Origin of the sequence: Maridesulfovibrio pacificus (SeqCode), from assembly GCF_048612815.1 — a bacterium.
In the GTDB taxonomy this organism is placed as follows: Bacteria; Desulfobacterota; Desulfovibrionia; order Desulfovibrionales; family Desulfovibrionaceae; genus Maridesulfovibrio; species Maridesulfovibrio pacificus.
In genome coordinates this window covers 1,056,266-1,082,985 of the sequence record NZ_JBLZNE010000001.1, presented here as the reverse complement: position 1 = coordinate 1,082,985, position 26,720 = coordinate 1,056,266, and the positions used below count along the sequence as shown (strand labels likewise).

Sequence of the window (26,720 nt, the reverse complement as noted above, 5' to 3'; positions counted from 1 at the left end):
TCGATTCCCAAAATAAAATCTCCTCCCGTGATATTTTGCTTTTGACATGTATCATGGGAGGAGTTCTTTTCACCTTCTGGCATCTTGCCCAAGGCCTTAACTACAATTGGAATTGGTCCGTTATTCCTGACTATATTGCTCGGTACGACAGCAATTCAGGAGACTGGAGAGCGGGCATGCTCACGCAGGGCCTGCTGGTCACCCTGCGTCTATCACTCTGGTCTATTCTGCTGGCACTCGTAGCCGGAACAATAATGGGCATGTGGAGAGTAAGTCCAAGACCATTGTTACGGATGATCTCCAGCAGCTATGTAGGGCTGGTCCGGAATATCCCCCCACTGGTGCTCATCTTTATCTTCTATTTTTTCCTCGGCGATCAAATAATGCAGGCTACCGGGATAACGGAGCTTTCATACTCTCTTGATGATAGTACTTCACCGATTTTAACTACCCTTTTCGGCCCAGTGGAACAGCTTCCGGCATTTCTGTCCGGAGTGCTGACTATGGCATTATTTGAGGGGGCATACATAACTGAAATTGTCCGGGCTGGAATAGAATCCATTGACCAAGAACAATGGGAGGCTTCAGCTGCTCTAGGTTTTAACAGACGTAAACAATTGGTTCATATCATCCTGCCGCAGGCATTTTCGCGGTCCCTGCCGCCACTGGCCGGGCAATTTATCTCTACAATTAAAGACTCTTCCATTGTCTCAGTCATTTCCATTCAAGAACTGACATTTGCCGGACAGGAATTGATGTCAGCCACTTATAGAACCTTTGAAATCTGGACTCTGGTAATCATCATGTATTTTATACTTACTTTTCCGTGTTCAATTGGAGTTCGTAAGCTTGAAATAAAAATGAACAGTCACAACGGAACGCATCATTGATGAACCAGAACTGACTGTTCAGATACACAAATGCTCTGAGGATCAGGCCCTTCACCAAAAACGCTTCCTTGAAGGAAGTAGTTTTTAATCTGGTCTGTTATCCCCATAAATGCATCTACAACAACAGGATCGAACTGCGTACCGGAACAGGCCTCGATTTCTTGAATGATTCTATTGAATTCTATTGCTTTCCGGTATGGGCGGTTACTGGCCATTGCTGAAAGAGTATCAGCAACAGCAATTACCCTTGCCCCAAAAGGAATCCTTTCACCTTTTAAGGCATAAGGGTAACCTGCTCCATCGAATCTTTCATGATGATGAAGGATCATTCCGGGAATGCGGTCCAGTCCCGAGACTGTAGCGACAGGTTTTACAATTTCAGCCCCCATTGCCGGATGTTTCTTGACTGTTTCATACTCTTCCAGAGTCAATCGGCCTTCTTTTTTAAGAATTGAATCAGGGAGACCTATCTTACCGATATCATGCAGATGACCGGCAATATGCAGCAGCTCACATTCTTGATTATTTAAGCCAAGCTGTACGCCCAAGGCCTGAGCTACAACGGCGACTTCTTCTGAATGTGAACAGGTATAATGGTCTTTGGCATCAATTGCATTACCCAAGGACTCTGCAAATTGATGAACCGTCATACTTGCTACATTATTGTCGTGTTCTCTTTTTCTATCAAAATAATTAATTATCTTTCTCATGGATCACCATTAGCTATTCATAATTTATAAGCGATGAACTGGGAGTGAGACTATTTTAATCGAAAATGATTGTCAATTGCATTGAGATTAAAGATTTTATTAAAAAAAATAATCTAAAATACATCATTTATAAATTTTGATTATCATCGTGACAATTCACGCATAATCCTCATTAAAACACAGGCATCTGCTTGAAATACAGCTATTTATTCACACAAATGTAACCTTCAGGACATCTCAATGTCGTCTTCATGAACATAAGTTGCCTCCAACTAAGTCGAGGAGGAGTCTTACATGTCTCTGAAATTAAAACTGATTACATTCTGCGTTGCCATCGGTCTGATACCGCTGATAGTTGTCGGAACCTTAAGTGTTAATATGGCGTCAAATGCATTATCTGCTCAAGCATTCGGACAGCTTGAGTCTGTTCGTGACGCTAAAAAGAAAAACCTGCAAGATCTCGTGAACAAATGGTTTCACGAAGTAAAACTCTTCTCCAACGTGAAAGAAGTATACAACGCAGTAGGACTGATTGGTGAGTATGCTTTAGAATATGAAATTCCGGGTCAACCCTTGGATATTACTTCCGACGAATACAAGGAAGTCCATCAATACGCGGCAACCCCGTTTATTCCATTCGTAAAAACCTTGGGCTACGATGATGCAATTCTTATTAATGATTATGGCCGTGTTCTATTATCCATTAAAAAAGAAAAAGACCTTGGAGCAGACCTCAAAAAAGGACAATATAAAAACACTAACCTCGCCCGGGCTTTTGAAAAGGCAGTGAAAGGCGAGATTGTTTTTGCAGACTTTGAACCTTACGCACCCATGGGGGGAGCTCCGATTGCTTTTATCTGCGCCCCGGTTCGCTCTCATGCTGGAGATATTCAGGGCGTAGTTGCTTTACGAATACCGCTCAAGGAAATAAATTCAATCATGACCCTGCGTACCGGCATGGGAGAAACCGGAGAATCATATCTTGTCGGGCCGGATTTCCTGATGCGTTCTGACTCTGAACTTAACCCTGACCGCAGCGTAAGCAGTTCTTTCGAAAACCCCGATAAAGGAAGAGTCCAATCTGTAGCAGTAAAATTAGCTCTGGAAGGGAAAAGCAATACAGACATAATTGAAGACGTTAACGACAATGACCACCTTGTCGCTTATACTCCGATTGAAATCGGCAAAAAGCGCTGGGCCCTTATTTCTGAAATTCACAAAGAAGAAGCCTTCAAAGCCGTAACAACCCTCAGAACTTTCGCCCTTATCATTTCTGGAATTACAGCTATCATTGTTGTGCTGGTCACGCTTATTTTTCTGCGGTCCTCCATCCTCGGTCCGCTTGAACGAATTGAAACATTTGTTACCTCCATTGCCGGTGGTGAGTTTAAAGCCAGCCTTGAGGGAAAATTCAAAAGTGAAATCAAAAAACTGGCTGATGGAATTCAGGCAATGGTCGCAGAGCTGAAAAACAAGCTCGGCTTCTCGCAAGGTATGCTGGACGGCATGACGGTTCCCTGTCTCATCTCTGATACGAAGGCGAATATTTCATACATCAATCAACCTCTCTGTGAATTACTGGAAAGCGGTAAATCCTGCGAAAGCTGGATCGGTCGCCCTGTGAAAGATCTTTTGCAGGCTCCTACCGGAGAAAAAGGGATTCTGACCCGCTGCCTTGATGAAAGGCATCCTATCGTCAATATTGAACGGCGCTTGAAAACCAAAAAAGATAACTACCGCGATGTTCGTATTGATGCGGCGCCGCTCTACGATCTGGATAATGAACTCATCGGTGGATTCGCCATAATCATTGACCTGAGTGACATGAAAGCAAAGGAAGAACAGATCAACGAACAGCACAAGGTAATGGTTGAAATCACCGAAAAAGCTCAATCGATTTCAAAATACCTGACCAAAGGTGCGTCCGAGATTGAAACACAGGTTGATCAGGTGTCCACAAATACTGAAAAACAATTTGACCGCATTGAATACTCATCACAGGCAATCACAGAAATGAATCAGACCCTGCTTAATTCTGTAACCAATGCTGAGAATGCGGCGGATCAAGCCAAGCAAACCCGTGTACGCGCTGAAGACGGTATGCAGACCATGACCGAGACCAGCGTGGCAATAGATCAACTGCAATCCCTTTCCGACACGGTAAAGAATAACATGCATAAGCTAGGCGAACAGAGCCAGTCCATCGGAGGAATCATCGGAGTAATCAATGATATTGCTGATCAGACTAACCTGCTGGCTTTAAACGCAGCTATTGAGGCCGCCCGGGCAGGTGAAGCCGGACGTGGATTCGCTGTGGTTGCTGATGAAGTGCGGAAACTGGCAGAAAAGACCATGCAATCTACACGCGAAGTGGAAGAAGCAATTAAAGGTATCCAAGACTCCGCTAAATCCAATATCGAAAATACAGATCAAACAGTTGAGGCAGTAGAGCATGCCAGCGAATTGGTAGAAAAATCAGTTCAGGCGTTTCAGGAAATTTCAGGAATGTCTGTAGATACAGCAACTGAAATCGAAAAAATTGCTCAAGCCACTGACCAGCAATCTGAAGCCCATGACCAAATCCACAAGAGTGTGGAAGATTTGAAAATGCTGGCAGGAGACACTAAATCAGACATGCAGGAGTCAGCCAAGTCCATCACCTCATTAGCTAGGACTGCACAGGAACTGGAAAAGCTCATCGAACGGCTCAGCAATGCCGCTGGTATATAAAAACTCTGAGATTATACCGAATTAAAAGCCGCCCTGCTCCACTTACGGAACAGGGCGGCTTTTAATATTTATAACAATAGGAACTAGTCCAACGTCATACTTGCCATGATCGCTTTAAGGCGAAGGGCTTCGCTAGCAAGTGTTTCTTCATCAAGTTTTTGCTCGGTAACCTCAAAAGGTTTTCCCAACAAAATTTTGCATGGCATGAACGGCTTAGGCAATTCAAATTTGTCCCAAGATTTTTCAAAAACAATAGGATTTGAAGGATAAGCCCGCATGGGAATAATTGATGCCCCTGTTTTCTGGGCAATTGCCAAAACTCCGGACTTTACTTCATGGCGAGGTCCTTTGGGACCATCCATGGTGATGGCACCGATCTTACCTTTCTTACGCATGACCCGGGCTACCCCGAGCATGGCTTTCAATCCACCGCGGGTGGAAGAACCGCGAGCAACTTCATAGCCTATACGCTCAAGCACTTCGGTGATCATCTGTCCGTCTTTGCTGTCGCTGGCCATAGTCACTAAAGGCAATTTTTTCAAAAATCCAAGACCGATCAGGCTGAACAACTCATTATGCCACAAGGCCAACATAAGCGGCTTGCCCTGCCTGTGCGGTTCGATGATATTTTCATATCCTCTGATATCGAAACGCATGGAGCGCACCCACCAACGGTAAAGAAAAGCAACCTGCGGAGCGAATACAACCGGATCAATCTTGATTTTCATGGCTAAGAGTTATCCTGGAACTGCATGTTATAAAGCTTGATGTACAGCGGGCACTTTTCCAGAAGCTCCTTATGGCTGCCTTTGGAAACAATCTTGCCTTTTTCCATAACCACGATCACATCAGCGGAAAGTACAGTGGAAAGCCTGTGGGCAATTACAATACTGGTTCTGTCTTTCATGAGATTTTCAAGGGCCATCTGTACAATGCGTTCTGCTTCGGTATCAAGGGCACTGGTGGCCTCATCAAGAATGAGCAGCGGCGGGTTCTTGAGCAATGCACGAGCAATGGTCAGACGCTGTTTCTGTCCACCGGAAAGCCTTACTCCGCGTTCACCGACCATAGTCTCGTAACCTTCGGGAAGTTTTTCAACAAACTCATGAGCATAGGCGTTCTTTGCACTCTGCTGCACATCTTCAATAGAAGCATCGTGACTTACATAGGCGATATTATCACGCACAGAGGCATTAAAGAGGAAAGTTTCCTGAGAGACCATACCAATATTCAAACGCAGAGACTTCAAAGTATAATCACTGACAGCCCTGCCGTTGATAGCAATAGAACCTTCCGTGGCATCGTAAAAACGGGGAATCAGGTTAACCAGAGTTGTCTTACCAGATCCACTTGGCCCGACAATGGCTATCTTCTGCCCTGCTTCAACATCAAGGTTGATATTGTCCAGTACAGGCTTTTCAGACGAAGGATAGCTGAAGGTCAGGTCTTTGATTTCCAGCTTTTTAAAATCCTGCTCCCACTCTACGCAACCGCCCTGCTCAACATTAATCTTCGGGGAATCAAGAATCTCAAAAACCCTTTCCGCCCCGGCGAGTGCACGCTGAATGGTGTGGTTGGAGGTGTTCATTTTCTTGATCGGCTCATAAAGCATTACCAGCGCGGCAATAAAAGAAAAGAAAGTACCCGGTGTAGACTGACCTTCAATTACCTGAGAACCACCGTACCAAAGCACAAGACCGATACCGACGGCACCGACAATCTCCATAATGCGGGAGGAAAGCTCGCTGTTCAGAACTTCTTTGATAGCAATCCGAACCAATCGTCCGTTTTCCTCTTCAAATTTGCCTGTTTCGCGCTTCTCATTAGCAAAGGCTTTGATAACCTTCACCCCGCTAAAGCTCTCCTGCAGCAAGGCGTTAATGTCTGAAATCTTACTTTGGTTCTTACGGCCCAGCTTACGCAGCTTGCGACCAAAATAAAAAAACGGGAAAATTGCCAGCGGCAGAACCAATACCGCAAAAGCTGCCAGATAAGGATCGCGATAGAAAACCAGACCGATCAGACAGATAATGGTGCAGGCCTCGCGAATCATCATAATAAATGAAGGAAGGCTGGCCCGGATTTCGATAACATCGTTCAGAATACGAGACATAAGCATGCCCACCTGACTTTCTTCAAAGAAATTCATGGGCAAACATATGATTTTGTTAAAAAGATCGTTTCTGAGACGTTCAAGCACCAACAGACCGGTGCTGTTCATCAGATAGGTCTGCAAGAACCTAAAGAATCCTTTGATCAGCATGACTGCAACAAATGCGATAGGCACCAATTTGAGTGCTTCACGGTCTTTATTGATAAAGATATCATCCATGGCCGGCTGGATAAGATACGCCGTAGCGGCCGTTGCTGCTGCAACGATTACCATAGAAACAAATGCTACAAAAATCTTGAACTTGTACGGTCCGAAATATGAAAGACATCTCTTAATGAGATGTTTGTTTTTCAGATAGCTGTATTTTCCGCCTTTAGGCAAATTAGAACTCCTTTATTGTGGCTGAACGCCGATTGCGCTTTTTCCTTACTTGTCATTGGCTTCAATCGCAAGTGTCTATTCTGCTAAGATAGATTTGTTTGATCATTTCGCGGTACTTCCATTGAATAAATCAATTTGACCACAAAATTGCCCCTGTTATCTTTATAAAAATAGAAGGAGAATTTTAATGTCAGTTAAAATAGATTGCAAAGGTTTGCCCTGTCCACAGCCCGTACTCAAATGTAAGAACGCTATTGAATCCGAAAATCCCGAAAAAATCAAAATCACAGTCGATAATGAAGCGGCAAAAGAAAATGTCTCCCGTTTCATGGCTACCAAAGGCTACGAAGTAAGCGTAAAGGAAAAAGACAACCTGTTCGTAATCAAAGGAAAGACAGACGTTTCGACTGAGTCATCCGCTGAGTGCGAAGTATGCGAAGTCATGAGCGATGAAGAAATTTCCAATGTAGGGAGCAAGACCCTTGTTTTCCTGAATAGCGACGTTTTAGGCAGCGGTGACGATAAACTGGGTGCCGGCCTGATGTTCAACTTCCTTTCCACCCTGCCGGAGCTTGGTGATTCCCTCTGGAGGATCATCATGGTAAACGGTGCGGTTAAACTGGCCACCGAAGGCAGCAAATGCCTTGAAAAGCTGCAGGATCTTGAAAAAGCAGGCGTATCCATTCTCGTCTGCGGAACCTGCCTCGATCATTTCGACCTGCTCGACAAAAAGAAAGTAGGCGAAACGACAAATATGCTCGACGTAGTCACCAGCATGCAGCTTGCCAGCAAGGTCATTAAGGCTTAAGAAAGCCTACATGACCGAAAAACAAACAATCAGACTCAATAAATATATTGCCTCCGCCGGGATAGCTTCCCGGCGCGGGGCTGATGAACTTGTCCAGAAGGGTAAGGTAAAAATTAACGGCGAGCTGGCAGATTCTCCCGGTATTCAGGTTGATCCTGAGAATGACCGGGTGGAAGTCAACGGTAAACTTATACAGCATGACGAAAAGTCCAACGACCTATACATCCTGCTGCACAAAACCATCGAGACTGTGACCACAGCCAAAGATCCGCAAGGTCGAAAAACAGTGCTCGATCTGTTGCCGCCGGATGTCGTCGAGCGCAGGGTCTTTCCTGTAGGCAGGCTGGACTTCTACTCTGAAGGCATGCTCCTGCTGACCACTGACGGGGAGTTATGCAACCGCATGACCCATCCAAAGTGGCACCTGCCAAAAGTCTACCACGTGACCATTCGCGGAAAGCTTTCCGAAAAGGAACTCTCCGTCATGCAAAACGGCATGTACCTTGAAGACAAAGGGGAGCTGCTCGCTCCGGTCAAAATCAAAGCTATTTCTGAAGTTGGCGAGACCACCAAATATGAAATGGAACTGCGCCAAGGCATTAACCGCCAGATAAGGCGTATGTTCGGTGAATTTGATAAGACCATACTGCGCCTTAAAAGAGTCCGGCAGGGCCGAATTGAGCTGGGCAATCTCAAGCCCGGAAATTGGCGTGAGCTTAGTGCAAAAGAACTGACGTTATTGAAGAAAGATTTACAGATGAAGTAAATTTGCCTCCGGCGGCTTAAAACCTTTCAATAAGGCTTCGCCACGGAGTACAGCAAATCAATACTAAATTAAAAAGCCCGGATTTGACTATCAAATCCGGGCTTTTTCGTGCAGTCTTAACTACTGATTCTGCGTGTTATCTTCCACGTTCACACCTTCGGGCGGAGTAAACTGGAACTGCGCATCATCAACTTCGGGGTCAATTTCAATATTGTCCATGGAAACTTCATTTCCATTACCGTAAAAATCGACCACCAGAACTTTGCGCATCATTTTCTTTTCCGGATCAATCCATGCAAAAGCTAGCACCATGCCTGTTTCCGGCTCAAGTGGCAGCAGTTTAAGCTTGATCAGCCCATTATCTTCACCTTGATTCTCAACCACGAAATCCTCTTCGAGCTTTGCCTGCCCGGAGATAAACTTGATCATGGTTTTGGAATTAAAAAGCTGCTGGGTGCGATATTTAAGAGCCAATTCGTCTTCAGGAAAATAATCCCAGACAATGGCTTCACCCACAATCAACAGCTCCGGCTCCGGTTTTACTGATTCCCACCGGAGTAATGAAGGCTGCTTAAAAGTAATTTTACCGGAACGGATGTCCTGTTCCTTACTTGCGGCATTGGTTAAAGTCTGAGTAAAATCAGCTTTGAAAGTTTTAATTGAATCGTATGTTTTCTGAATCTCGGTGGTCAGTTCATCTGCCATAGCAATTGAGCTGAATGAAAGCAGTGCCGAGATAACAAGTATTAAAATCCTGAATCGCATTATTCTCCTCGTGAATTCGGGTTCATCTACAAAACAGTCTTTAACTCTTTTGGATTAATTATGAAAGTACAACCTGTATCACAAATTTCCCGCAGACTTATCGAAGCCGAGCTCTACGGCGAACTCTATGCAACCATGAGCAAGCAGTTCGGTAAAGAAAAGGCTCTGCAAGTCATAACCGAAAACTTGCAAAAATCAGCCCGTAAGGCGGGACAATCCTTTGCCGCATCCGTAGATACGCCAAATCTTGCACATTTCGCAACTGTCGTCGAAATCTGGAAAAAAGATGACGCCATCGAAGTTGCAGATATCTCAATTGACGGCAACGAATTGACAGTAAAAGTCGTCCGCTGCCGTTATCAGGAATCCTACCGCGAAATGGGATTACCGGAGGAACTCTGCACCCTGCTCTCCTGTTCTCGCGACGAGCCCTTTGCCAAAGGTTATAGCGATAGCTTAAGCATGACTAGAGAAACAACTTTAGCTGAGGGTGGCAATTGTTGCCCGTTTAAGTTTGTCTGGAAATAAAAACACCTTTTAGCGTGCTGGTTGCGAAGCAGACTAAAAGGTTTTGAAAGAGATGGGGTTTGGGGAAGGGAAAACTTTTGCAAAAGTTTTCCCTTCCCCAAACCCCAGAGGTATTCTTAATCTTTAGTAACTAAAACAATACGCGGCTTGCTGCCGTCCTGTGGTCCAAGAATTCCATCCTGCTCCATCTGCTCGATGAAACGGGCAGCTCTGTTGAAACCGATACGGAACCTACGCTGCAGCAGGGAAATTGAAGCTTTACCCTGCCCTACAACGAATTCTACAGCCTCGTTGTATACCGGATCGTCTGACTCTCCGGGCATCGATCCGGCACCGGGACCGGAAGAACCGGAATCCTTCCAATCGGTGAAATCAAGTTCGAAATCCTGCGGATATTTCTTCTTCCAGAAATCTACCACGCCCTTGATCTCGTCATCTTCTACCAATGCCCCATGAAGCCTGCGCAGCTTGGAGCCGCTGGGCTTGAAGAGCATGTCGCCGCGTCCGAGCAGCTTCTCTGCGCCAACCATATCAAGAATGGTGCGTGAGTCGTGCTTGGAGGTCACCTGAAATGAAATACGGGTCGGAAAGTTAGCCTTGATCAATCCGGTTACGACATCGACAGAAGGACGCTGGGTAGCAAGGATAATATGAATCCCGGCAGCACGGGCCAGCTGTGCCAGACGTACGATGCTGATCTCAACATCCTTACCTGCGGTAAGCATAAGGTCTGCAAGCTCGTCCACGATTATGACCAGATATGGCATAGGTTCGAGATCTTCCAACTCTTCGGGAAGATCATCACCGGACTTGGCAAGCTTTTCGTTGTAGCCTGCAATGTTACGTACGCCAAGACGAGCCATGTTTTCGTAACGTTTGTCCATCTCGAAAACGGCCCATTCAAGCGCGGATTTGGCAAGAGCCATGTCTGTGACTACGGGATGCACGAGATGCGGAAGACTGGCGTAAACAGCCAGTTCAATACGCTTGGGGTCGATGAGCAGCAGCTTAAGTTCCTCAGGTCCGGCCTTGTAGAGCATGGACATGAGCAGACCGTTCAGGCAGACACTCTTACCGGCCCCGGTAGCTCCAGCAACCAGCAGATGCGGCATCTTGGCGAGGTCGGCGGAAACAGGCTCACCCTGAATATCCTTACCAAGAGCCATGGTCAGTGCGGACTTTGACTTGGTGAAACAGCTGTGCTCGAAAATTTCGCGCAGGTAAACAGTCTGACGATTGTCATTCGGGATCTCGATCCCGACAGAATCCTTGCCAGGAATGGGAGCTTCGATACGCACAGCAGTTGCTTTAAGTGCGAGAGCGAGGTCGTCGGTCAGGTTGGCAATCTTGCTGACCTTGACGCCCGGTGCAGGACGAAATTCAAACATGGTTACCACCGGACCGGGAATAACCTTCTGAACTTCACCGTCAATATTAAAATCATTCAAGCAGACCTTTAAAGCTTCGGTCTTCTCTTCGAGATCTTTGGGATCAAATTGAACCCCGGCAACCTTCGGTTCAGAAAGGAAATCAAGAGCCGGAAAATCAGTGCTGGTATCTATTTTCTTGGCCTTGGGCTTCTTGGGTTTGGCCTTTGCTTTTTCTTTTTTGGCAGACTTGTCGGCAAAAGGTTTAAGAACGAGGACATCGCCCTCTTCTTCTGCATCTACATCTTCAATAAGTTCAGCATCTGCTGCCTTACGGGCTTTGGCTTCTGCCTTAGCCTTCTTACGCTCAGCACGCTTAATTTTCTGCTCAGCCTGCATGCGCTTGGCTTTGCGGCCGACACGTTCCTTGTTCTTGAGCCAGAAATCGGTGAGCATAGAGCGTATTCTCTTGCCCATGGCTGCCCAGCTTAAATTCAGAGTCAGCTGAATTCCGGCAAGAGTCATGAACATCCAGAAAAGGAATGCGCCCACTGGTTTGAGATACTTGAAAGACCACTTTGAAAGGAGCGCACCAATGAAACCGCCCTCGTGAATGACGAGAGTATTCTGAAATTCAACCAGCCACGGATGAGAAGACCATGCGAGCAGGCAAACATAAAGAAGCACCAGCCCGATCCAGCGCCACCAAGGCTGACGAAGTGCAGAAATGAAGGAAGTAATCCCGAGAAAAAGGAAATAGAATGGAATCAACCATGAGCCGAGACCAAGCATTTCAACCAGAATCCCGGCAGCATATGATCCGGCTGGGCCGATAAGGTTTTTAACCTTCCAGCTACCGCTGACAGCCTGATTGAGGGTTGGGTCCCCCGGATGGTACGAGTACATGCTTATAAAAAGAAATGCGGCTAAAAAAATCCAGAACAGGCCGGAAATCTCTTTTGCGAATTTTCCGCTTGGCAGTGTCTCATCCTCCGTTTGTTCCCGAATAGGGGCTGGTTGCATCTATCTATTAATAGATGGACAAAATATTCAGTTTTCGGGGAGCTCGAAGCCCCCCGAAAGAAGTAAGAGCTAATTACTTTTCGCGACCGAGGTATTCGCTGGAGCGGGTGTCTACCTTGATCTTATCCCCTTCGTTAATGAACAGGGGTACGTTGATACCGAGTCCGGTCTCGAGGGTTGCGGGCTTGGTTGCGTTACTTACGCGGTCGCCCTGTACGCCGGGATCGGTCTGGGTTACTTCAAGAATTACGGAAGCAGGCAGTTCAATGCCGATAACTTCACCATTGTAAAGCAGGGCTTTGTTGGTTTCGCCTTCTTTAAGAAAACCACCTGCAGAAGCGATAACGTCAGCAGCGACGTTCATCTGCTCGTAGGATTCGAGATCCATGAGTACGAAATCTTCGCCATCTTTATAGAGGTACTGCATTTCCTTGCTAGCCATGTCGGGCTTTTTCACTTTTTCGCCGGAACGGAAAGTCTGGTCGGTGATACGGCCGGTAAACATGTTACGCAGCTTGGTGCGGACAAATGCTCCGCCCTTACCGGGTTTGAAATGCTGAAATTCAACAATTTCATAAGGTTTACCGTCAATCTCAATCTTAAGTCCGTTTCTAAAATCTTTAGTAGAAATCATATTTCCTCCAATAAAATATTATTTGCAGGGCCTTAAACGGCGCCTTTAAGCCTCAGCCCGCTGTCTTCATATAGTTTAAGGTGACAGCAGCCGGCAGTTTTCTGCGGCTAATCAGCTGCCACATGCGAAAACAATGCTTGAACGGCCAAGGCATAGCTCATTATTCCGAATCCGGCAATTACTCCAATACACTGTTTTCCCATAAAACTTTGCTGGCGAACCGGATCTTCAGTCCGGGCCCAGATGTTGCTGATATGAACTTCAACACAAGGTACTTCGATCCACGCAAGGCAATCGGCAATAGCAAGACTGGTATGGGTGTATGCTCCTGCATTGAAAGCAACACCATCAATACCGTCTTTACGGGCTTTTTCCAGCCTGTCGATCAAGGCTCCCTCAGAATTGGACTGAAAAAATTCCAACTGGATTTCCTCAGCCTTGTCACCCATAAGTGTCTTTAGATGTTCAGGAATATCTTCAATTTTATCAGAGCCGTAAATCTCGGGCTGACGTTTGCCCACATATCCGAGATTGGGTCCGTTCAGAATCAGGAAGGTTTTCATCAAATCCACCTTTTGTGTTCAGGTTTAAGGAAAATATCCTTGTAATGATTGTCCTGCTTGACTAGCCTTGATAAATAAGAGAACAAGGCAAGTTCACGCAACAACGAATAATCAAGGACAATTCCTTATGGATAATACACTTACACTAATTAATACAGTTTACGAGATCAATCAGCTTGAGGAAATCGCAGCCCCGCAGATCATTCTTGCCGGTCGTTCCAATGTTGGAAAGTCCTCGCTGATCAACTGCCTTGCGAGCAGAAAAAAACTGGCCAAAATCAGTTCCACTCCGGGCAAGACCCGCAGCCTTAATTACTACGAAGTGAGCCCGCACGGCTACTACATTGTAGACCTTCCCGGTTATGGATACGCCCGCTGCTCAAAGACCGAGCGCGCCAAGTGGGCCAAACTGATTGATAAATACCTGCTTGATAACGCTTACGTTGCTGCTGCTGCAGTCCTGCTGGACAGCCGCCACAGCCCGCAGCAGAATGATCTTGATCTCATTTCATACTTCAAGCACTGCAACATTCCCATTATTCCGATCATGACTAAATCGGATAAGACCAAGCAGAAAGACCGTTCAAAGGTACAGAAAAAATGGGAAGAGATCCTCAAGGTCAAGCCGATCTGCGTTTCCAGTAAAACCGGTATGAACCGCACCAAACTCTGGAATCTGCTGGACGTTACCGCAATTCCCGAACTGGCAGATATTGAAGAAGAAACTGAATAACCGTTTTTCAGAAATATTCAAATTCAGGGCATTTCATCATAAGATGAAATGCCCTTTTTTGATTAACTTGCTTTAAATCTGGACAAATACTTTCCGAGATGCTCAGGGACGAAGACCCATGCAATCCGCCCCAAAGCCAACGAACTGACCAGAATATTCCCCAGCCATGCAGCAATAATCGGCGGCAAAGCCCCGGTATCTCCGGCAGAAGCACCAATCATGAACAGTGCGTAATAGGTAAAAATAATGGCCAGTCCCAATCCGATATTCAGATATATATTTTCGGTAATTGTTACCAGAGCCAATGAAACAAGGGCCATGGTCAAAAGGGAAAATGCGTAGGCCCACTTGGAATGCCATGCGGTAATCAGCCTGTCTACACTGGAACCTGAAAGCTTGAGCTGTTCAATGACCTGATCAAGCTGCCACAGCGGCAACTGGGCCGGATCAATATCCGGGTCAACAACCTTGAACACATTCAGATTCAGCTTGATGGGCATAGTAAATATGGGATGCCTTTGTGAAGCAAATTTATCCGGGCTGAGCTCCACAGCATTTTCCAGCTTCCAGCCGTACTTACTGCTGACCTCGGCACTCTCAGAGGTAATAACCCGCTTGATTCCACCGTTACCTTCAGCAAATTCATAAACAGTAATGTCTTTAGCCCGATTTCCGAAAGGCATGACTTCCTTGGCCTCAACCACGAAACGCCCTTCCTTAAGCCAGATATTTTTCAACACCCGCTTATCAAGCATGCTTTTACGCACATCTTCTTTCCAGATGCGATAGGCCTCCTGCTCTCCGTATACACCGATAACCTGCGAAAAGAGCAGCTGCCCAAAAGACCAGATTACGGCATAAATTACAAAGAATCTCAGAAACCAGAGAAGCGAAAGCCCCCCCGTACGCAAAGCAAGAAGCTCCTTGCTCCGAGCCATGACACATAGTTGTACGATCATGGATATCAGGAAAACCGCGGGCAGAATCTGGGAAAAGATGAGCGGCATCTTGACCAGAAAATATTTCAGAATAGTCCCCATGCCCAGTCCGGCCTCAATGAAATCATCCAGACGGTCAAAAAGGTCAGAAAGCAAATAAATCCCAGTGCCTACCCCAAGGCAAACGCACATTAGGAAGATATTCTGCTTTAAAACATACGACGCAAGATATCCGGGAAGAAGTCTGCGAATCATGCTTCTTTCCTCCTGAATTTCTTCAAAAACGGAATCCTGATACTGAATGAATGTTCCATAACCGCCAACTTGAGCAGAACCACTGAAATTATTGCAAAAGTAACATTCGGCAACCAGAGTCCGATCACTGGAGTAAGCACACCGCTTTCCCCGAAAGTAACCCCGAGAGAAAGCATGGTGTAATAAACAAGAAACAAGCCCATAGAGATGATCAAGCCATACTGCTGCTTCAATCCCCTGAAAATACAGGCAATAGGCACAGCGAACATGCCAAGGACCAGACAGGCCACAGGCAGGGCCAGTCTTTTTTGAACCTCTACTTGAACTTTTTTAAAGAAACTGGGGTCAATGTCTCCGGCACGGTCTCCGGCTCTGCTGATGCGGACCAGCTTTTCCCAGGACATTTCCTTGGGCCGCAGTTCATCTACATCGTACCCTTGTAAAATATTGGCGAGCGGAATGCGGACATCATAGTTCTTAAACTTGAGTACACTGAGCTGATCTCTTTCCTGCTGATAGATTTTACCATTTTCAAGATGAATAAGCAGTCGGCCCATTTTAGGATCAGTGCGGATTTCACCAAGAGGAGCCACGATAGTCGCGGTCATTCCTTTACGGGTATTGTCGCGTACGAACACAGACCGCATAATACCGCTTTTTTCGTCAACTCCGTCAGCATAAAAGACAAGTCCCGGAAAATTCTTATTAAATACTCCGGGTTGAATTGCCAACTGACTTTGTGTGCGGGCAAACTCCATAAGAGCATTACGAAAATTTTCCGTACCCCATGAAAGCCCATAAAGTGAAAAATAAAAATCCGCCCCGGTACAGAGCAGACAAAAAATGATCGGAGCAGGCAGCAACCTGTAAAGACTCAATCCGCCGGATTTGAGTGCAGTAATCTCATTATCCGCGTTCATTCTTAAAAAAGTAAGAAAGATCGAGAGCATGGTCGCGATCGGGGTAAGCATAAGCAGAAAAAAAGGACACAGGTACATGAAAAGTTTAGCCATTTCCAGTACACCAAGACTCTGTCCCATGAACAGATCCCTGAACTGGAGCAGCCTGCCTATGAGGATCAACCCCATGAACCCTGAAATACTCAGGGTGAATATGGATATGAGTTCTTTAAAAATATTGCGATGAAGAAGCTTCAATTTAGTTCCCGCAAAATATGCAGACAATATAAGTTAATCACAAAAATAACGCAGACTTAATTACAGTCCACCTAGGATAATCAAAAAAAATCAGGCTTAGCAGTCCGGAGCTTCGCCATTGCTTTCAGCGTAAAAACGTTCCATGAACTCCATGTCTTTGGGAGACAGGTTGAATCTCATGGCTGCCTCTTCAAGCAATGATTTCAGCGGCTTTCCAGTCTCAGAGTGCTGTTCGGAAATCCATTTAATCGCTTTTCTGGTCAATTCACAGGGAGGCACAACAGTAGTCATATATTTAATCCTTGGTTAAAGACGTAATTGATTAATATATATCAGTACACCAGCTTGCCGCCCCTTGCAACTTTGTGCAGGCTGGCTTACCCAAACCGAGTAACTTGAATTCTAGACCGGAACTTCCGGCAATCATAAAGGAATACCAATGACATCTCTATTCACCGCTGCCATACTTGGCATTGTAGAAGGACTTACTGAATTTCTCCCGGTCTCAAGTACCGGACACCTGATCATCACCGGCCACCTGCTCGGCTTCACCGGAGAAAAAGCGGCTTCATTTGAAGTTGCCATCCAGCTCGGCGCAATTCTCGCTGTGGTTGTTCTTTACTGGTCCCGCTTCTGGGGATTGCTCTTTCCGAAACCGGGCCAGCGTTTTTCCGGCATCCGCGGACTCTATCTGCTTTTTCTGACCAGCCTTCCGGCATCAGTTCTGGGATTGCTGGCTCACGATTTTATCAAGCAACACCTTTTTAATCCCTATACAGTTGCATGGGCATTGGGTGTGGGCGCAATCATGATTTTAATTGTTGAGAAAAAAGACACCAGCCCATCCTGTTTCACTCTGGACGAAGTCACACCAAAACTGGCTCTTGGCATCGGCTGCTTTCAGTGCCTCGCTCTCTGGCCCGGATTTTCACGGTCTGCCGCTACAATTATGGGCGGCATGCTTCTTGGAGCTAAACGCAAAATTGCTGCGGAATACTCTTTCATTGCCGCTGTACCAATTATGTTTGCAGCTACCGGATATGACATGCTCAAGAGCTACAAGCTCTTTACCATGGCCGACATGCCCTTTCTGGCGGTCGGATTTATTGTCTCTTTTCTTTCAGCATGGGCAGCGGTAAAAGGATTCATATACCTGCTGGGCAAATTGACCCTGCGCCCCTTTGCTTATTACCGGTTGGCGCTTGCCCCGCTGGTCTTATTCTTCTGGAGCTAACTAGGCGTCAATTTGGATTATTTCAAAAAAAATTTAAAAAAAGTTCATTTTTTACTTGCCAAGTTCACGTAGAGTGTATAGTTACTCTCCTCGTTGGACGGGAAGTTCAACACCACAAACGTGGCGAGGTAGCTCAGATGGTTAGAGCATGCGGCTCATATCCGCAGTGTCGGGGGTTCAATTCCCTCCCTCGCTACCACGAATATTTTAAGGCCCTGCAAATTTTGCTGGGCCTTTTTCTTTGTCCAAAGCCGTAAAGGCAACATATAATTATTATACCGAAATTTTTATCATTTTTTACTTGCCAAGCGGATCAAGAGTGTATAAACACTGTCCTCGTTGGACGGGAAGTTCAACACCACAAACGTGGCGAGGTAGCTCAGATGGTTAGAGCATGCGGCTCATATCCGCAGTGTCGGGGGTTCAATTCCCTTCCTCGCTACCACGAAGATCTCAAGGCCCTGCAAATTTTGCAGGGCCTTTTCTTTTGCCCTTCACTCCAAGATCCTATTATTAGTTTACTCCCGTTATTTCCAAATACCGTCATTTCTGTTATTTATTTGGGTAAGATTCATACTCAAAATAGGATTTATGCTTTGAAAAAAGAATTACCCCTTGGTCTTACTTCCTGCTTAAGCAAATTTGCTATTTGTATCCTTACCATTTTAGTAGGCAGCATGCTTTGCGGCACGCCTACTGCCTCTGCAAAAAAGCTTGATAAGGTGACTCTACAGCTTAAGTGGTTTCATCAGTTCCAATTTGCCGGATATTATGCCGCTCTTGAAAAAGGATTCTATGAAGAAGAAGGACTTGATGTAAGTATCATCGAGCGGGACCTACGGCATAATCCTATCGATCAGGTATTGAACGGTGATTCCGAGTTTGGAATTAGCAATTCAGAAGTCCTGCTCCATTACCTAAAAGGCAAAAACGTTGTTTTACTTGCTTCGGTGTTCCAGCATTCTCCATTGGTTTTTATTTCAAAAACACAACCTTTAATTCACTCAGCACAGGACTTAAAAAATAAAAACGTGCTCATGAGTTCCGCATCTCAGGACATAGAATTAAAGGTCTTGATGGAACGGAATGGGGTTTCTTTAAATGACGTAAAACTTGTTGACCGCTTTGCTACGCCTGAAGACTACTTTGACCCTTCCATCGACATAATCACAGCTTACATCACAAACCAGCCCTACTATCTGAAGAAAGAGAATGTTCCTTATTCAATAATCTACCCTTACACTCACGGGGTCGATTTTTATGGAGACACCCTTTTCACGTCCCGCAACCAAATACAAAAATACCCGGAACGGGTTAGCAAGTTTATGCGAGCCAGCTTGAAAGGATGGCAATACGCTCTTGAACACCCCGGTGAACTGGTTGATATTATTTCCGATAAATTCGGTTCCTTGAAAAGCAAAGATCACCTTAAGTATGAGGCTGACACAATCAGGACTCTAATTCTGCCAAATCTGGTACGCATCGGACACAATAATCCCGTTCGATGGGAGCTAATAGGAGCCGAATTTAAACAGCAGGGGATGGTGGACCAAACCAAGGATCTTTCAAACTTCTTTTTTAATCCGGCAGAAGGACAAGTAACCATCAGGCACGAGACAGCACTTATAGCGGCAGTTATTTTTGCAGCTACTATGATCGTTCTGTTTGCCTCTATTTTCATTGCCGGTAAATTCAAACAGGAAATCAACAACCGTCTTGAAATCGAAGAAAAGCTCAAGAAAAGTGAAAAATACTATCGAAGTCTTTTTGATAATACAGGGGCGGCAACAGTTATCATCGATCAAAAACATACAATTATAAAATGTAATGAAAATTTTGCTCAGTTATGCGGCTCCACGGTTGAGGACATAGAAAGCAAACAAAAATGGACAGACTTCATAGCTCCTGAAGAATATGAACGTATGACAAGCTATGCCTCAACGAGGTTTTCCGCCAACCAATCTCCCCCTAAATCTTATGATTTCAAATTCTTAAGAACAGACGGAGAAATAAGAAATGTTCATGTCGACGTAGGAGTAATTGAAGGAAGTACTGATTGTGTTGCCTCTATCATCGATATGACAGAAAAGGTTAAAACACAGGAACTTCTTATCCAAACAGAAAAAATCGTTTCTGTCGGTGGGTTAGCCGCTGGCATGGCCCATGAGATCAACAACCCTCTTGCCGGAATACTTCAGGCTGTGCAGAATATCTACCGTAGAATCTCTCCAAATGTTCCGGCAAATACAGATGTTGCAGAGAAAATAGGTTGCTCCTGCGAACAGATTCAAAGCTATCTCGAAGAACGTGGAATAATCAGAATGCTTGATGGCATTCATTCATCCGGTGAACGTGCAGCTAACATTGTTCATACCATGCTGAACTTTACCCGCCGTAATGATGGCGGCATGACTGTCTGCAATCTAAACAAACTTTTTGATGATATCATGAATATAATTACTTGCGATTATGATCTCAAAAAGAAATATGACTTTAAACATACTACGATAATCAAAGATTATCAGGAAAATCTAGGCGAGGTGAATTGTCTGCGAATAGAAATTGAGCAGGTATTGTTGAATCTTGTCAAAAACGCTGCTTATGCAACCAACGAAATTTCTGACATACGAACCCCGACTATCACTCTACGGACTAAAATGGATGACAAATTTATTATTGCAGAAGTAGAGGATAACGGCCCGGGCATGAGCCCTGAAGTAAAGAGGAGAGTCTTTGAACCTTTTTTCACCACTAAATCACCCGGAGTTGGAACCGGACTTGGACTTTCTGTCTCTTATTTTATAATAACCCAGAACCACAAAGGAACATTTGATATAGAGACGGAAATCGGGAAAGGGACAAAATTCACTATAAAATTACCCATCGTGTGATAACATTATGAATAAAAAAATATTTTTTATGATACTGGCTATGCTGGTGCTGGCCTGCCCCGCCTGTGCTAAGAAACCTGTTTTATACCCCAACGAACAGTATAAAGAGGCAGGAGAAGCAAAAGTTTCGGATGATATCGCCTACTGCATGGAATTTGCTGAAAAAAGTGTCGGCAACACATCCAAAGCAAAAACTTCGGTTAAAACCGGAGTTAAGGGAGGCCTGATCGGGGGAGCTGTCGGTCTTGGTATTGGTATAGTAACAGGAAGCCCCGGTTCTTCGGCGTTGGCCGGAGCCGCTGGCGGTGCTGCCGGGGGAGCTGTCGGCGGTGCTATGCAGGATGATCCTGATCCATTGTATAGGAAATTCGTCGAACGCTGTCTCCGAGAGAAAGGCTATGAAACAATGGGCTGGAAGTAATTCCGGCCCTTAAAAGCCATCATGAACAGGAATATATTTAAGCATTATTTTTTTATATACCCCTTCTTTCTTCATCTTCTTAAGCTCCAAACTGACCTTCTCGAATGCTTCAGAATCTTTCATGCGCGAAAAGGCGAGATACGTGTCCGACATAGAATAGACTAAAGGCAACCCTGTTTTCGGATCCAATATAGCTTCTATTTTACCCAGAAGAGCATTATCATTCAAAAAGCTCAAAGCAGGATAATAGTCAGCAAAAAAGAAATCTATCCTGCCCAAAAGCAATTTCTTAACATTAAGGTCAATATTCGCAACTTCTTCAATCCGCTTGAAGTAATTATTTTTTAAAGCCGAATTTACCTTCTCGCCATAGTAAAAGCCCCGCCCTACGCCACCTATGTATTTTTCCGCTCCTTCGAAATCAGCCGAAAAAAACGTATCCGTACCTACACGGCGCAAAGCAACTACCTTTTCGGTTATCAAAACCGTTTCCGGGTACCTTAAATACTTATTACGCTTTTCATTGAATCCAGCATTAAAGACTGCATCAGCCGTTCCTTTCTTTGCCATAGTAAGTGCTCTTTTCCATGGAACGATGCGTATATCAGGGGTATATCCGACCCGAGTCGCAGCTTTAGAAACTATTTCAACCAAAAAGCCGGTTGGCTTACCATTCTCAAGATAAGTTTGAGGGGGAGTATCCAAGGTCACGAGAACAAGTTTTTTAGCACTAAGTGTAGGCGGAAAAGTCAATAAGACTAAAAGAACAAATAAAATGAGTCTTAACACGCCAGCTCTTACCTCCTTGAAACTTCGACAACACAGTAACACCAAAAACATTATGAAACAATCAAACCACTTCATGGTCCAGACTTAAGACATAATTTCAAATACTTTTAAATTTAGGGTATTCTTGAAAACAGAACAAAGCATAATAAAATAAAACAATCTGGTGTTAAGTTTCTCCAATTAATGCCGATCATTTTTGTAATGTGGTATAACCTATAAAAATGGCTGAATTATGTTGAGATTATTGACCATACTTATCACTATATTCCTACTTCCAGCGCTGTCCTTTGCATGGCCGGGTAAAATCGTGGCTGTGGAAGGAGCAACTTCTTTTATTGTACTCAAAGATGGTCAAACTCCGATCAAGGTTAATATTCCCGGAGTAAAAGTCGTATCAGGACTGGATGCGGCAAAAGCGCGACTCGAAAGTAGCAATCTCACCCTTATGCGTGATGTTGAAGTTAGAGAAATCGGTAAAGACGACAACGGAAACATAATTGGTGACATTACTGTCGATGGGAAATCCATATCAAAGGAACTCTTGGATGAAGGCATTGTGCAAAGCACAGCTGACGCTGCTCCGGCAGTTGACACCAAGCCTGTTGAGCTTCCTGAGGAAGTAACTCAACCGATTGCTGCTGAACAAGCTCAAACGGCACAACCCAGGACTTCTCCAACCAGCGAGGCAAGCGCATCAAAAATTACTGATGACCTCTTGCCGGAAGAATCGCCTCAATCAGCTTCTGAAGTTACGCAAACTCCCATTCATGAAACAATACAGCAAGCGCCGCAACCTCAACCTAAACAACAAGTTCGTTATGTTCAGGTATATCAGCCTCAGCAACAGCTGGGACTTTGGCCGGGACGCCCAGCCCAGACTGTAGCTCCGCAACCGGGTCAGCAGATGTATTACGTTCAACAACCTGGACTGCAACAGAATCAAGCAGCAATGCCGACAACAACACAGGAACAACCGAAGCAAATGCAAAGCCCCGGTGATGCCGCAAAACGAGACTATGATCTGGCTGTAAGAGTTCAGAAAAAGACAAGAAGGACCAAAAACAAAGGATTCTTCGTTCCCAAGAAAAGCTCCGAAACATTCTTAGGAGTCGGCGGAGGAGCTCAGGCTGCTATGTCTTCTAAGAGCGATACACCATACTCTTCTTTCGGTGGTCTGGGTGGAATCTCGGCTCGGCATTTCTTCCCGTCAGGCTTCGGCATAGGTGGAGATTTTCTAATGGGCAGTTCTTCCGGCTCTTCCGGCACTTACGGGACAACTTATTTTGATAACGGAACAATCAACAGCAACGGTACTGCCTACGATTATAAAAACAAGAATTTTACCACTTATACTTTCATGGGGTCATTACTCTACAGATTCTATGCTGACAGGAACTTTACTCCATACATAGCTGCTCATGGCGGATATTCATTTTTTGATTATCCAGGAACCATATTCAAGATTTCTGACGGAGCTCCAGTTGCAGGTGGCGGAGCGGGATTTCTCTATGAATTCGATTCCGGTTTCACCATTGGGCTTGATTCCCGTTACCTGAAGACTTTTGGCGGTAAAAAAGACGATCCCAGCGGTTTCTTCGATACAATGTTTAACATAGGCTACACTTTCGACTGACCGCACTCAAAAAACAATCTACTTATTAGCCCTTAACGGAGATATCGTTAAGGGCTATTTTTATTTCATTATTGACTTTTTTTAGTCCGAAGAGTACCACATATCCCAAAAGAGTAACACACAATAACATCCGTTTTGAGATTTAAGACTCAAAAGGAGAAGAAATGAAATTTAAATATCTATCCAGAGTGCTTGCATCACTGATCCTTCTGCTTATAATGAGCACACCTTCATTTGCCCACAGGGTAAACGTGTTTGCCTACGTTGAAGGCGATACAGTTTTTACCGAAAGCTATTTCAGTAAAAAAAAGAAAGTGCATCAAGGTAAGATTGAAATTCTAAACTCAGAGACAGGAAGAGTTTTACTCACAGGTGTTACTGATGATGGCGGACTTTTTAATTTCCCCATCCCTGAAGCGATAAAAAAGAACAGAAACGGACTGGTGATCAATCTTCAAGCTTCAGAAGGACATCGAGGTGACTGGACACTTACTGCTGATGAGATTTTCCCAGATTCACCAATAGAAAGTGAATCTACAATCCCCACCTCCCCTGCACAGTCAGCCGAGCCTGTGCCTATGAAATCATCTGTCGACACGACAAAAGCTTCCTCATCTGAAATTGCCCACCTTACAGCACAGGTAGAAAACCTTACCAATAAAGTCGAGACCTTAAAACGGCTGATCATCAGTCAGCAAGAAAAAGGTCCCGGTGTTAATGAAATATTTTCGGGGATCGGTTACATCCTCGGACTTTTTGGAGTTGCTGCTTTTTTTCTCTCCCGGAAAAAATAGCTATCCTGACACATCAATGCACGGAGTGAGTTCATGCGAAAACAGATTATTCCCGTTCTGACCGTTTTGCTGGTTTTAGCCTTCAGTAGTTCTGCGTTTGCACATTTTGGAATGTTAATCCCCGAGAATTCTATCATCAGCCCGAAAAAAAAGAACGCTGAACTTCAGCTTTCATTTTCACATCCTTTCGAGCTTGTCGGGATGAATCTGGTTAAGCCCCAGAAATTCAGTGTATTTTACGAAGGAAAAGAAACCGATCTTCTTCCTACCCTTAAAGATAACAAAGTCATGGACCACGACTCCTTTAAGACTGAATACATGTTTAAGCGGCCCGGCATGTACACATTTTTTATGGAGCCTACTCCCTACCCTGAGCCGGCAGAAGATAATTACATCATCCACTACACCAAGACTATCGTTTCCGCTTTCGACGAAGGTGAAGACTGGAACAAACCCCTTGGCGTGAAAACTGAAATCGTTCCCTTGACCCGCCCTTGGGGTAACTATGCCGGTAATGTTTTTCAGGGAATTGTATTGCTTGATGGCAAGCCAGCACCTTTCACCCGTGTAGAAGTTGAATTTTATAATAAAGATGCAAAACTGGAAGCACCTTATGAATGTATGGTGACTCAGGAAGTTCTGTGTGATGAAAACGGCGTATTCACTTTTTCCTGCCCCAAAGCCGGCTGGTGGGGTTTTGCAGGTCTGAACGACGCAGATTTCAAAATCAAAGGCAAAGATGTAGAATTGGGTGCAGTTCTCTGGATTGAAATGCTTCCTTTTAAAAACAAATAAGATAAGCCAAAAACGGCCTTATTATAAAACTAAAGTAAAGGCTGGAGGAAGTTCCTCCGGCCTTTACTTTTATCATTAAGCTAATTATGACAATATTTAAGCGAGTTTGTTAGTCTGACACAACACCACGTTATATTTACAGTAATTACCAACTCTCAATGGAGAAAAGATGCTCAACCCTCAAGTTTTAGTTGTCGATGACAGCAAGACTATCCGCACTGTGATCAGTTCGGAATTGAAGAAGCATTCCATTGACGTAACGGAAGCCGTTAACGGCATTCAGGGACTGGACTACACCCGTAACCACCATTACGACCTGGTAATAACAGATATCACCATGCCGGGAATTGACGGTTACCAATTATGCACTGAGATCAAGAGCAACCCGGAGACCCAATCAACTCCGGTAATAATTCTATCCAGCAACGAACGGCACGAAGAAATTGAGAAAGGATTCGAAGTCGGAGCGGCGGCCTATATTACCAAAAACAAAGCCCGACAGGACCTGCTTCCCTATATTAAAGAGATTCTGGATCGTGCAAAACTGCTCCGCGATAAACTTGTACTTGTAGTTGATGATTCCAAATACATTCTGAACGTTGTCAAAACGGGACTCACCTCTGCCGGATTCAAAGTTATCACAGCCAGCAACGGTTTTGAGGCATTTGAAATAGCAAGCGAGATTGTACCGCATCTCATTCTTTCTGACATCAATATGCCGGTAATGGACGGCATCAAATTCTGTGAAAAAATACAGAATCATCCATCTCTTTCACATGTGCCATTTGTAATAATGAGTTCAGGTGCGGACAGAAGAACCATGCGCGAATTGCTGCACAAAGGAGCGGCGGCATTTCTGGTCAAACCTTTCAACATAGACCAGTTGGTAATTACAGCTGAAAAATTACTCAGCGACCATTTTCAGATAGTGCTGCAGCAGCGTGAGATTTTCAAAAAAGAACGCACCCTGCTTATGGGCAGTATCACCAGTTTGATTCAGGCTTTGGAAGCCAGGGATTCCTATACACGAGGCCATTCTGATACAGTCTCAAACCTTTCGGTTAAAATTGCGGCAAAGCTTTCGCTGAATGATTTTGATCAGGAGAGGATAGGATTTGCCGCAAAGTTACATGATCTCGGAAAAATCGGAATACGCGACGATATTCTGCTGAAAAACGGCCCGCTGAGCGATGAAGAATTCGGCAAGATTAAGGAACACCCGATACTTGGGGCTGACATTCTAAGCCCGATTCCCAGTATGGAAGACATCATCCCCGCGGTGCTGCACCACCATGAAAAAATAAATGGAAAAGGTTATCCGCACGGTCTGGTCGGCGGAGAAATCCCTCTATGGGCCAGAATCATATCAATTGCTGACGTATATGATGCGCTAACCACTGACAGACCATATAAGGAAGCCTTCACCCATAAGGCAGCCATGGAATTCATTGAAGCCAAATCGGACGAAGAACTCTGCCCGGATTGCGCGCGGGCTTTTCAGGCTGTCATGTTGGAAAATGACAGCCCGTTGTACTAAATATCTTAGGCCGGATTCAACTTATCCAATCCTGAGACTTCCCACGCTTTATCTTTATTAACTTCTTCACCGTTCTCAAGGATCTGAGATTCCAACTCCCCTGCTACATCCGCACTTTCTTCAACACCCATTTTAAAAATACGTTTCTGATTAGAATCGTAAATATAAGCCGTTTCTTCATAAATATAAAACTTAAAAGGATTCTGCATAGTTCCTCCATACAATTAATGTTCGTAAACACTGCGCTTTTATCACTTTGCGCAAT

The 26,720-nt window shown here is 44.8% G+C and carries 25 protein-coding genes and 2 tRNA genes; 15 read left to right on the top strand and 12 right to left on the bottom strand.

Annotated features, from left to right (window positions below):
• Positions 1-53: 53 nt before the first annotated feature.
• Positions 54-890 (top strand): amino acid ABC transporter permease, encoded by an 837-nt coding sequence (locus ACNI23_RS05185; RefSeq protein WP_420247151.1) that lies wholly within the window; start codon positions 54-56, stop codon positions 888-890.
• On the opposite strand, the gene ACNI23_RS05180 is transcribed toward ACNI23_RS05185, so the two are convergent.
• Positions 884-1,600 (bottom strand): HD-GYP domain-containing protein, encoded by a 717-nt coding sequence (locus tag ACNI23_RS05180; RefSeq protein WP_420247150.1) that lies wholly within the window; start codon positions 1,598-1,600, stop codon positions 884-886. The genes ACNI23_RS05185 and ACNI23_RS05180 overlap by 7 nt on opposite strands.
• Before the next feature lie 294 nt (positions 1,601-1,894).
• On the opposite strand from ACNI23_RS05180, the gene ACNI23_RS05175 reads away from it, so the two are divergent.
• Positions 1,895-4,330, top strand: coding sequence for a methyl-accepting chemotaxis protein (locus ACNI23_RS05175; protein ID WP_420247149.1), 2,436 nt, complete (start codon positions 1,895-1,897; stop codon positions 4,328-4,330).
• 83 nt (positions 4,331-4,413) lie between these two features.
• Here ACNI23_RS05175 and ACNI23_RS05170 read toward each other — a convergent pair whose 3' ends face one another.
• Together ACNI23_RS05170 and ACNI23_RS05165 are read right to left on the bottom strand one after the other, a co-directional pair.
• A complete protein-coding gene (locus tag ACNI23_RS05170) occupies positions 4,414-5,058 on the bottom strand; it encodes a lysophospholipid acyltransferase family protein (RefSeq protein WP_420247148.1) in 645 nt (214 codons plus the stop codon).
• A 2-nt stretch (positions 5,059-5,060) separates the two neighbouring features.
• Positions 5,061-6,824, bottom strand: a complete 1,764-nt coding sequence (locus tag ACNI23_RS05165; RefSeq protein WP_420247147.1) for an ABC transporter ATP-binding protein — start codon at positions 6,822-6,824, stop codon at positions 5,061-5,063.
• Positions 6,825-7,011: 187 nt separating this feature from the next.
• Between ACNI23_RS05165 and yedF the strand changes: the two genes are divergently transcribed.
• Together yedF and ACNI23_RS05155 are read left to right on the top strand one after the other, a co-directional pair.
• The gene (gene yedF, locus ACNI23_RS05160; RefSeq protein ID WP_420247146.1) at positions 7,012-7,632 is read left to right on the top strand and encodes a sulfurtransferase-like selenium metabolism protein YedF; all 621 of its coding nucleotides are present in this window, start codon (positions 7,012-7,014) and stop codon (positions 7,630-7,632) included.
• Between the two features lie 10 nt (positions 7,633-7,642).
• Complete coding sequence (locus ACNI23_RS05155; protein ID WP_420247145.1) at positions 7,643-8,398, top strand: pseudouridine synthase; 756 nt, start codon at positions 7,643-7,645, stop codon at positions 8,396-8,398.
• A gap of 120 nt (positions 8,399-8,518) precedes the next feature.
• On the opposite strand, the gene lolA is transcribed toward ACNI23_RS05155, so the two are convergent.
• Entirely contained in the window at positions 8,519-9,163 is a 645-nt protein-coding gene (gene lolA / locus ACNI23_RS05150) for an outer membrane lipoprotein periplasmic chaperone LolA (protein ID WP_420247144.1), read from the bottom strand.
• Positions 9,164-9,223: 60 nt separating this feature from the next.
• Here lolA and ACNI23_RS05145 point away from each other — a divergent pair, with 60 nt between their 5' ends.
• The gene (locus ACNI23_RS05145) at positions 9,224-9,691 is read left to right on the top strand and encodes an L-2-amino-thiazoline-4-carboxylic acid hydrolase (protein ID WP_420247143.1); all 468 of its coding nucleotides are present in this window, start codon (positions 9,224-9,226) and stop codon (positions 9,689-9,691) included.
• A 116-nt stretch (positions 9,692-9,807) separates the two neighbouring features.
• Here ACNI23_RS05145 and ACNI23_RS05140 read toward each other — a convergent pair whose 3' ends face one another.
• The 3 genes from ACNI23_RS05140 to ACNI23_RS05130 form a co-directional block, all read right to left on the bottom strand.
• Positions 9,808-12,081: a DNA translocase FtsK gene (locus tag ACNI23_RS05140; RefSeq protein ID WP_420247142.1), complete on the bottom strand. Its 2,274-nt coding sequence runs from the start codon at positions 12,079-12,081 to the stop codon at positions 9,808-9,810.
• Positions 12,082-12,154: 73 nt separating this feature from the next.
• Positions 12,155-12,715, bottom strand: a complete 561-nt coding sequence (gene efp, locus ACNI23_RS05135; RefSeq protein ID WP_420247141.1) for an elongation factor P — start codon at positions 12,713-12,715, stop codon at positions 12,155-12,157.
• A gap of 107 nt (positions 12,716-12,822) precedes the next feature.
• A complete protein-coding gene (locus ACNI23_RS05130; protein WP_420247140.1) occupies positions 12,823-13,278 on the bottom strand; it encodes a type II 3-dehydroquinate dehydratase in 456 nt (151 codons plus the stop codon).
• Between the two features lie 127 nt (positions 13,279-13,405).
• Between ACNI23_RS05130 and yihA the strand changes: the two genes are divergently transcribed.
• Positions 13,406-14,011 (top strand): ribosome biogenesis GTP-binding protein YihA/YsxC, encoded by a 606-nt coding sequence (yihA, locus tag ACNI23_RS05125; protein ID WP_420247139.1) that lies wholly within the window; start codon positions 13,406-13,408, stop codon positions 14,009-14,011.
• 62 nt (positions 14,012-14,073) lie between these two features.
• On the opposite strand, the gene ACNI23_RS05120 is transcribed toward yihA, so the two are convergent.
• From ACNI23_RS05120 to ACNI23_RS05110, 3 genes are all read right to left on the bottom strand, one after another.
• Positions 14,074-15,204, bottom strand: coding sequence for an LptF/LptG family permease (locus tag ACNI23_RS05120; RefSeq protein WP_420247138.1), 1,131 nt, complete (start codon positions 15,202-15,204; stop codon positions 14,074-14,076).
• A complete protein-coding gene (gene lptF / locus ACNI23_RS05115; RefSeq protein WP_420247137.1) occupies positions 15,201-16,361 on the bottom strand; it encodes an LPS export ABC transporter permease LptF in 1,161 nt (386 codons plus the stop codon). Before lptF ends, ACNI23_RS05120 begins: the two co-directional genes overlap by 4 nt.
• Positions 16,362-16,457: 96 nt before the next feature.
• Positions 16,458-16,652, bottom strand: coding sequence for a hypothetical protein (locus ACNI23_RS05110; protein WP_420247136.1), 195 nt, complete (start codon positions 16,650-16,652; stop codon positions 16,458-16,460).
• 148 nt (positions 16,653-16,800) lie between these two features.
• Between ACNI23_RS05110 and ACNI23_RS05105 the strand changes: the two genes are divergently transcribed.
• The 5 genes from ACNI23_RS05105 (at position 16,801) to ACNI23_RS05085 (ending at position 20,907) form a co-directional block, all read left to right on the top strand.
• Positions 16,801-17,595, top strand: a complete 795-nt coding sequence (locus tag ACNI23_RS05105; RefSeq protein ID WP_420247135.1) for an undecaprenyl-diphosphate phosphatase — start codon at positions 16,801-16,803, stop codon at positions 17,593-17,595.
• Positions 17,596-17,717: 122 nt separating this feature from the next.
• A tRNA-Met gene (locus ACNI23_RS05100) sits at positions 17,718-17,794 on the top strand.
• 169 nt (positions 17,795-17,963) lie between these two features.
• Positions 17,964-18,040: transfer RNA gene (locus tag ACNI23_RS05095), tRNA-Met, on the top strand.
• Positions 18,041-18,065: 25 nt separating this feature from the next.
• The gene (locus ACNI23_RS05090; protein WP_420247134.1) at positions 18,066-20,486 is read left to right on the top strand and encodes an ABC transporter substrate-binding protein; all 2,421 of its coding nucleotides are present in this window, start codon (positions 18,066-18,068) and stop codon (positions 20,484-20,486) included.
• Positions 20,487-20,493: 7 nt separating this feature from the next.
• Positions 20,494-20,907 carry a hypothetical protein gene (locus ACNI23_RS05085; RefSeq protein WP_420247133.1) on the top strand — a complete coding sequence of 138 codons (414 nt, stop codon included), beginning with the start codon at positions 20,494-20,496 and terminating at the stop codon, positions 20,905-20,907.
• A 9-nt stretch (positions 20,908-20,916) separates the two neighbouring features.
• On the opposite strand, the gene ACNI23_RS05080 is transcribed toward ACNI23_RS05085, so the two are convergent.
• The gene (locus ACNI23_RS05080) at positions 20,917-21,696 is read right to left on the bottom strand and encodes a substrate-binding periplasmic protein (protein WP_420247132.1); all 780 of its coding nucleotides are present in this window, start codon (positions 21,694-21,696) and stop codon (positions 20,917-20,919) included.
• A gap of 232 nt (positions 21,697-21,928) precedes the next feature.
• Between ACNI23_RS05080 and ACNI23_RS05075 the strand changes: the two genes are divergently transcribed.
• The 4 genes from ACNI23_RS05075 to ACNI23_RS05060 all read left to right on the top strand — a co-directional run bounded on the left by ACNI23_RS05075 (position 21,929) and on the right by ACNI23_RS05060 (position 26,455).
• On the top strand, positions 21,929-23,329 hold the full coding sequence (locus tag ACNI23_RS05075) for an outer membrane beta-barrel protein (RefSeq protein ID WP_420247131.1): 1,401 nt from the start codon (positions 21,929-21,931) through the stop codon (positions 23,327-23,329).
• A gap of 164 nt (positions 23,330-23,493) precedes the next feature.
• Complete coding sequence (locus tag ACNI23_RS05070) at positions 23,494-24,123, top strand: HI_1622 family ECF transport-associated protein (protein ID WP_420247130.1); 630 nt, start codon at positions 23,494-23,496, stop codon at positions 24,121-24,123.
• A gap of 33 nt (positions 24,124-24,156) precedes the next feature.
• Entirely contained in the window at positions 24,157-24,918 is a 762-nt protein-coding gene (locus tag ACNI23_RS05065; RefSeq protein WP_420247129.1) for a DUF4198 domain-containing protein, read from the top strand.
• A 169-nt stretch (positions 24,919-25,087) separates the two neighbouring features.
• The gene (locus ACNI23_RS05060; protein WP_420247128.1) at positions 25,088-26,455 is read left to right on the top strand and encodes a response regulator; all 1,368 of its coding nucleotides are present in this window, start codon (positions 25,088-25,090) and stop codon (positions 26,453-26,455) included.
• 5 nt (positions 26,456-26,460) lie between these two features.
• Here ACNI23_RS05060 and ACNI23_RS05055 read toward each other — a convergent pair whose 3' ends face one another.
• Entirely contained in the window at positions 26,461-26,664 is a 204-nt protein-coding gene (locus tag ACNI23_RS05055) for a hypothetical protein (protein ID WP_420247127.1), read from the bottom strand.
• Between the last annotated feature and the right edge of the window lie 56 nt (positions 26,665-26,720).

Bases quoted from the DNA above. Each gene is read 5' to 3' on its own strand.
- ACNI23_RS05185 (WP_420247151.1), top strand. From the start codon at position 54: ATGGGAGGAGTTCTTTTCACCTTCTGGCATCTTGCCCAAGGCCTTAAC.
- ACNI23_RS05180 (WP_420247150.1), bottom strand. From the start codon at position 1,600: ATGAGAAAGATAATTAATTATTTTGATAGAAAAAGAGAACACGACAAT.
- ACNI23_RS05175 (WP_420247149.1), top strand. From the start codon at position 1,895: ATGTCTCTGAAATTAAAACTGATTACATTCTGCGTTGCCATCGGTCTG.
- ACNI23_RS05170 (WP_420247148.1), bottom strand. From the start codon at position 5,058: ATGAAAATCAAGATTGATCCGGTTGTATTCGCTCCGCAGGTTGCTTTT.
- yedF (WP_420247146.1), top strand. From the start codon at position 7,012: ATGTCAGTTAAAATAGATTGCAAAGGTTTGCCCTGTCCACAGCCCGTA.
- ACNI23_RS05155 (WP_420247145.1), top strand. From the start codon at position 7,643: ATGACCGAAAAACAAACAATCAGACTCAATAAATATATTGCCTCCGCC.
- lolA (WP_420247144.1), bottom strand. From the start codon at position 9,163: ATGCGATTCAGGATTTTAATACTTGTTATCTCGGCACTGCTTTCATTC.
- ACNI23_RS05145 (WP_420247143.1), top strand. From the start codon at position 9,224: ATGAAAGTACAACCTGTATCACAAATTTCCCGCAGACTTATCGAAGCC.
- ACNI23_RS05140 (WP_420247142.1), bottom strand. From the start codon at position 12,081: ATGCAACCAGCCCCTATTCGGGAACAAACGGAGGATGAGACACTGCCA.
- efp (WP_420247141.1), bottom strand. From the start codon at position 12,715: ATGATTTCTACTAAAGATTTTAGAAACGGACTTAAGATTGAGATTGAC.
- ACNI23_RS05130 (WP_420247140.1), bottom strand. From the start codon at position 13,278: ATGAAAACCTTCCTGATTCTGAACGGACCCAATCTCGGATATGTGGGC.
- yihA (WP_420247139.1), top strand. From the start codon at position 13,406: ATGGATAATACACTTACACTAATTAATACAGTTTACGAGATCAATCAG.
- ACNI23_RS05120 (WP_420247138.1), bottom strand. From the start codon at position 15,204: ATGATTCGCAGACTTCTTCCCGGATATCTTGCGTCGTATGTTTTAAAG.
- ACNI23_RS05110 (WP_420247136.1), bottom strand. From the start codon at position 16,652: ATGACTACTGTTGTGCCTCCCTGTGAATTGACCAGAAAAGCGATTAAA.
- ACNI23_RS05105 (WP_420247135.1), top strand. From the start codon at position 16,801: ATGACATCTCTATTCACCGCTGCCATACTTGGCATTGTAGAAGGACTT.
- ACNI23_RS05085 (WP_420247133.1), top strand. From the start codon at position 20,494: ATGAATAAAAAAATATTTTTTATGATACTGGCTATGCTGGTGCTGGCC.
- ACNI23_RS05075 (WP_420247131.1), top strand. From the start codon at position 21,929: ATGTTGAGATTATTGACCATACTTATCACTATATTCCTACTTCCAGCG.
- ACNI23_RS05070 (WP_420247130.1), top strand. From the start codon at position 23,494: ATGAAATTTAAATATCTATCCAGAGTGCTTGCATCACTGATCCTTCTG.
- ACNI23_RS05065 (WP_420247129.1), top strand. From the start codon at position 24,157: ATGCGAAAACAGATTATTCCCGTTCTGACCGTTTTGCTGGTTTTAGCC.
- ACNI23_RS05060 (WP_420247128.1), top strand. From the start codon at position 25,088: ATGCTCAACCCTCAAGTTTTAGTTGTCGATGACAGCAAGACTATCCGC.
- ACNI23_RS05055 (WP_420247127.1), bottom strand. From the start codon at position 26,664: ATGCAGAATCCTTTTAAGTTTTATATTTATGAAGAAACGGCTTATATT.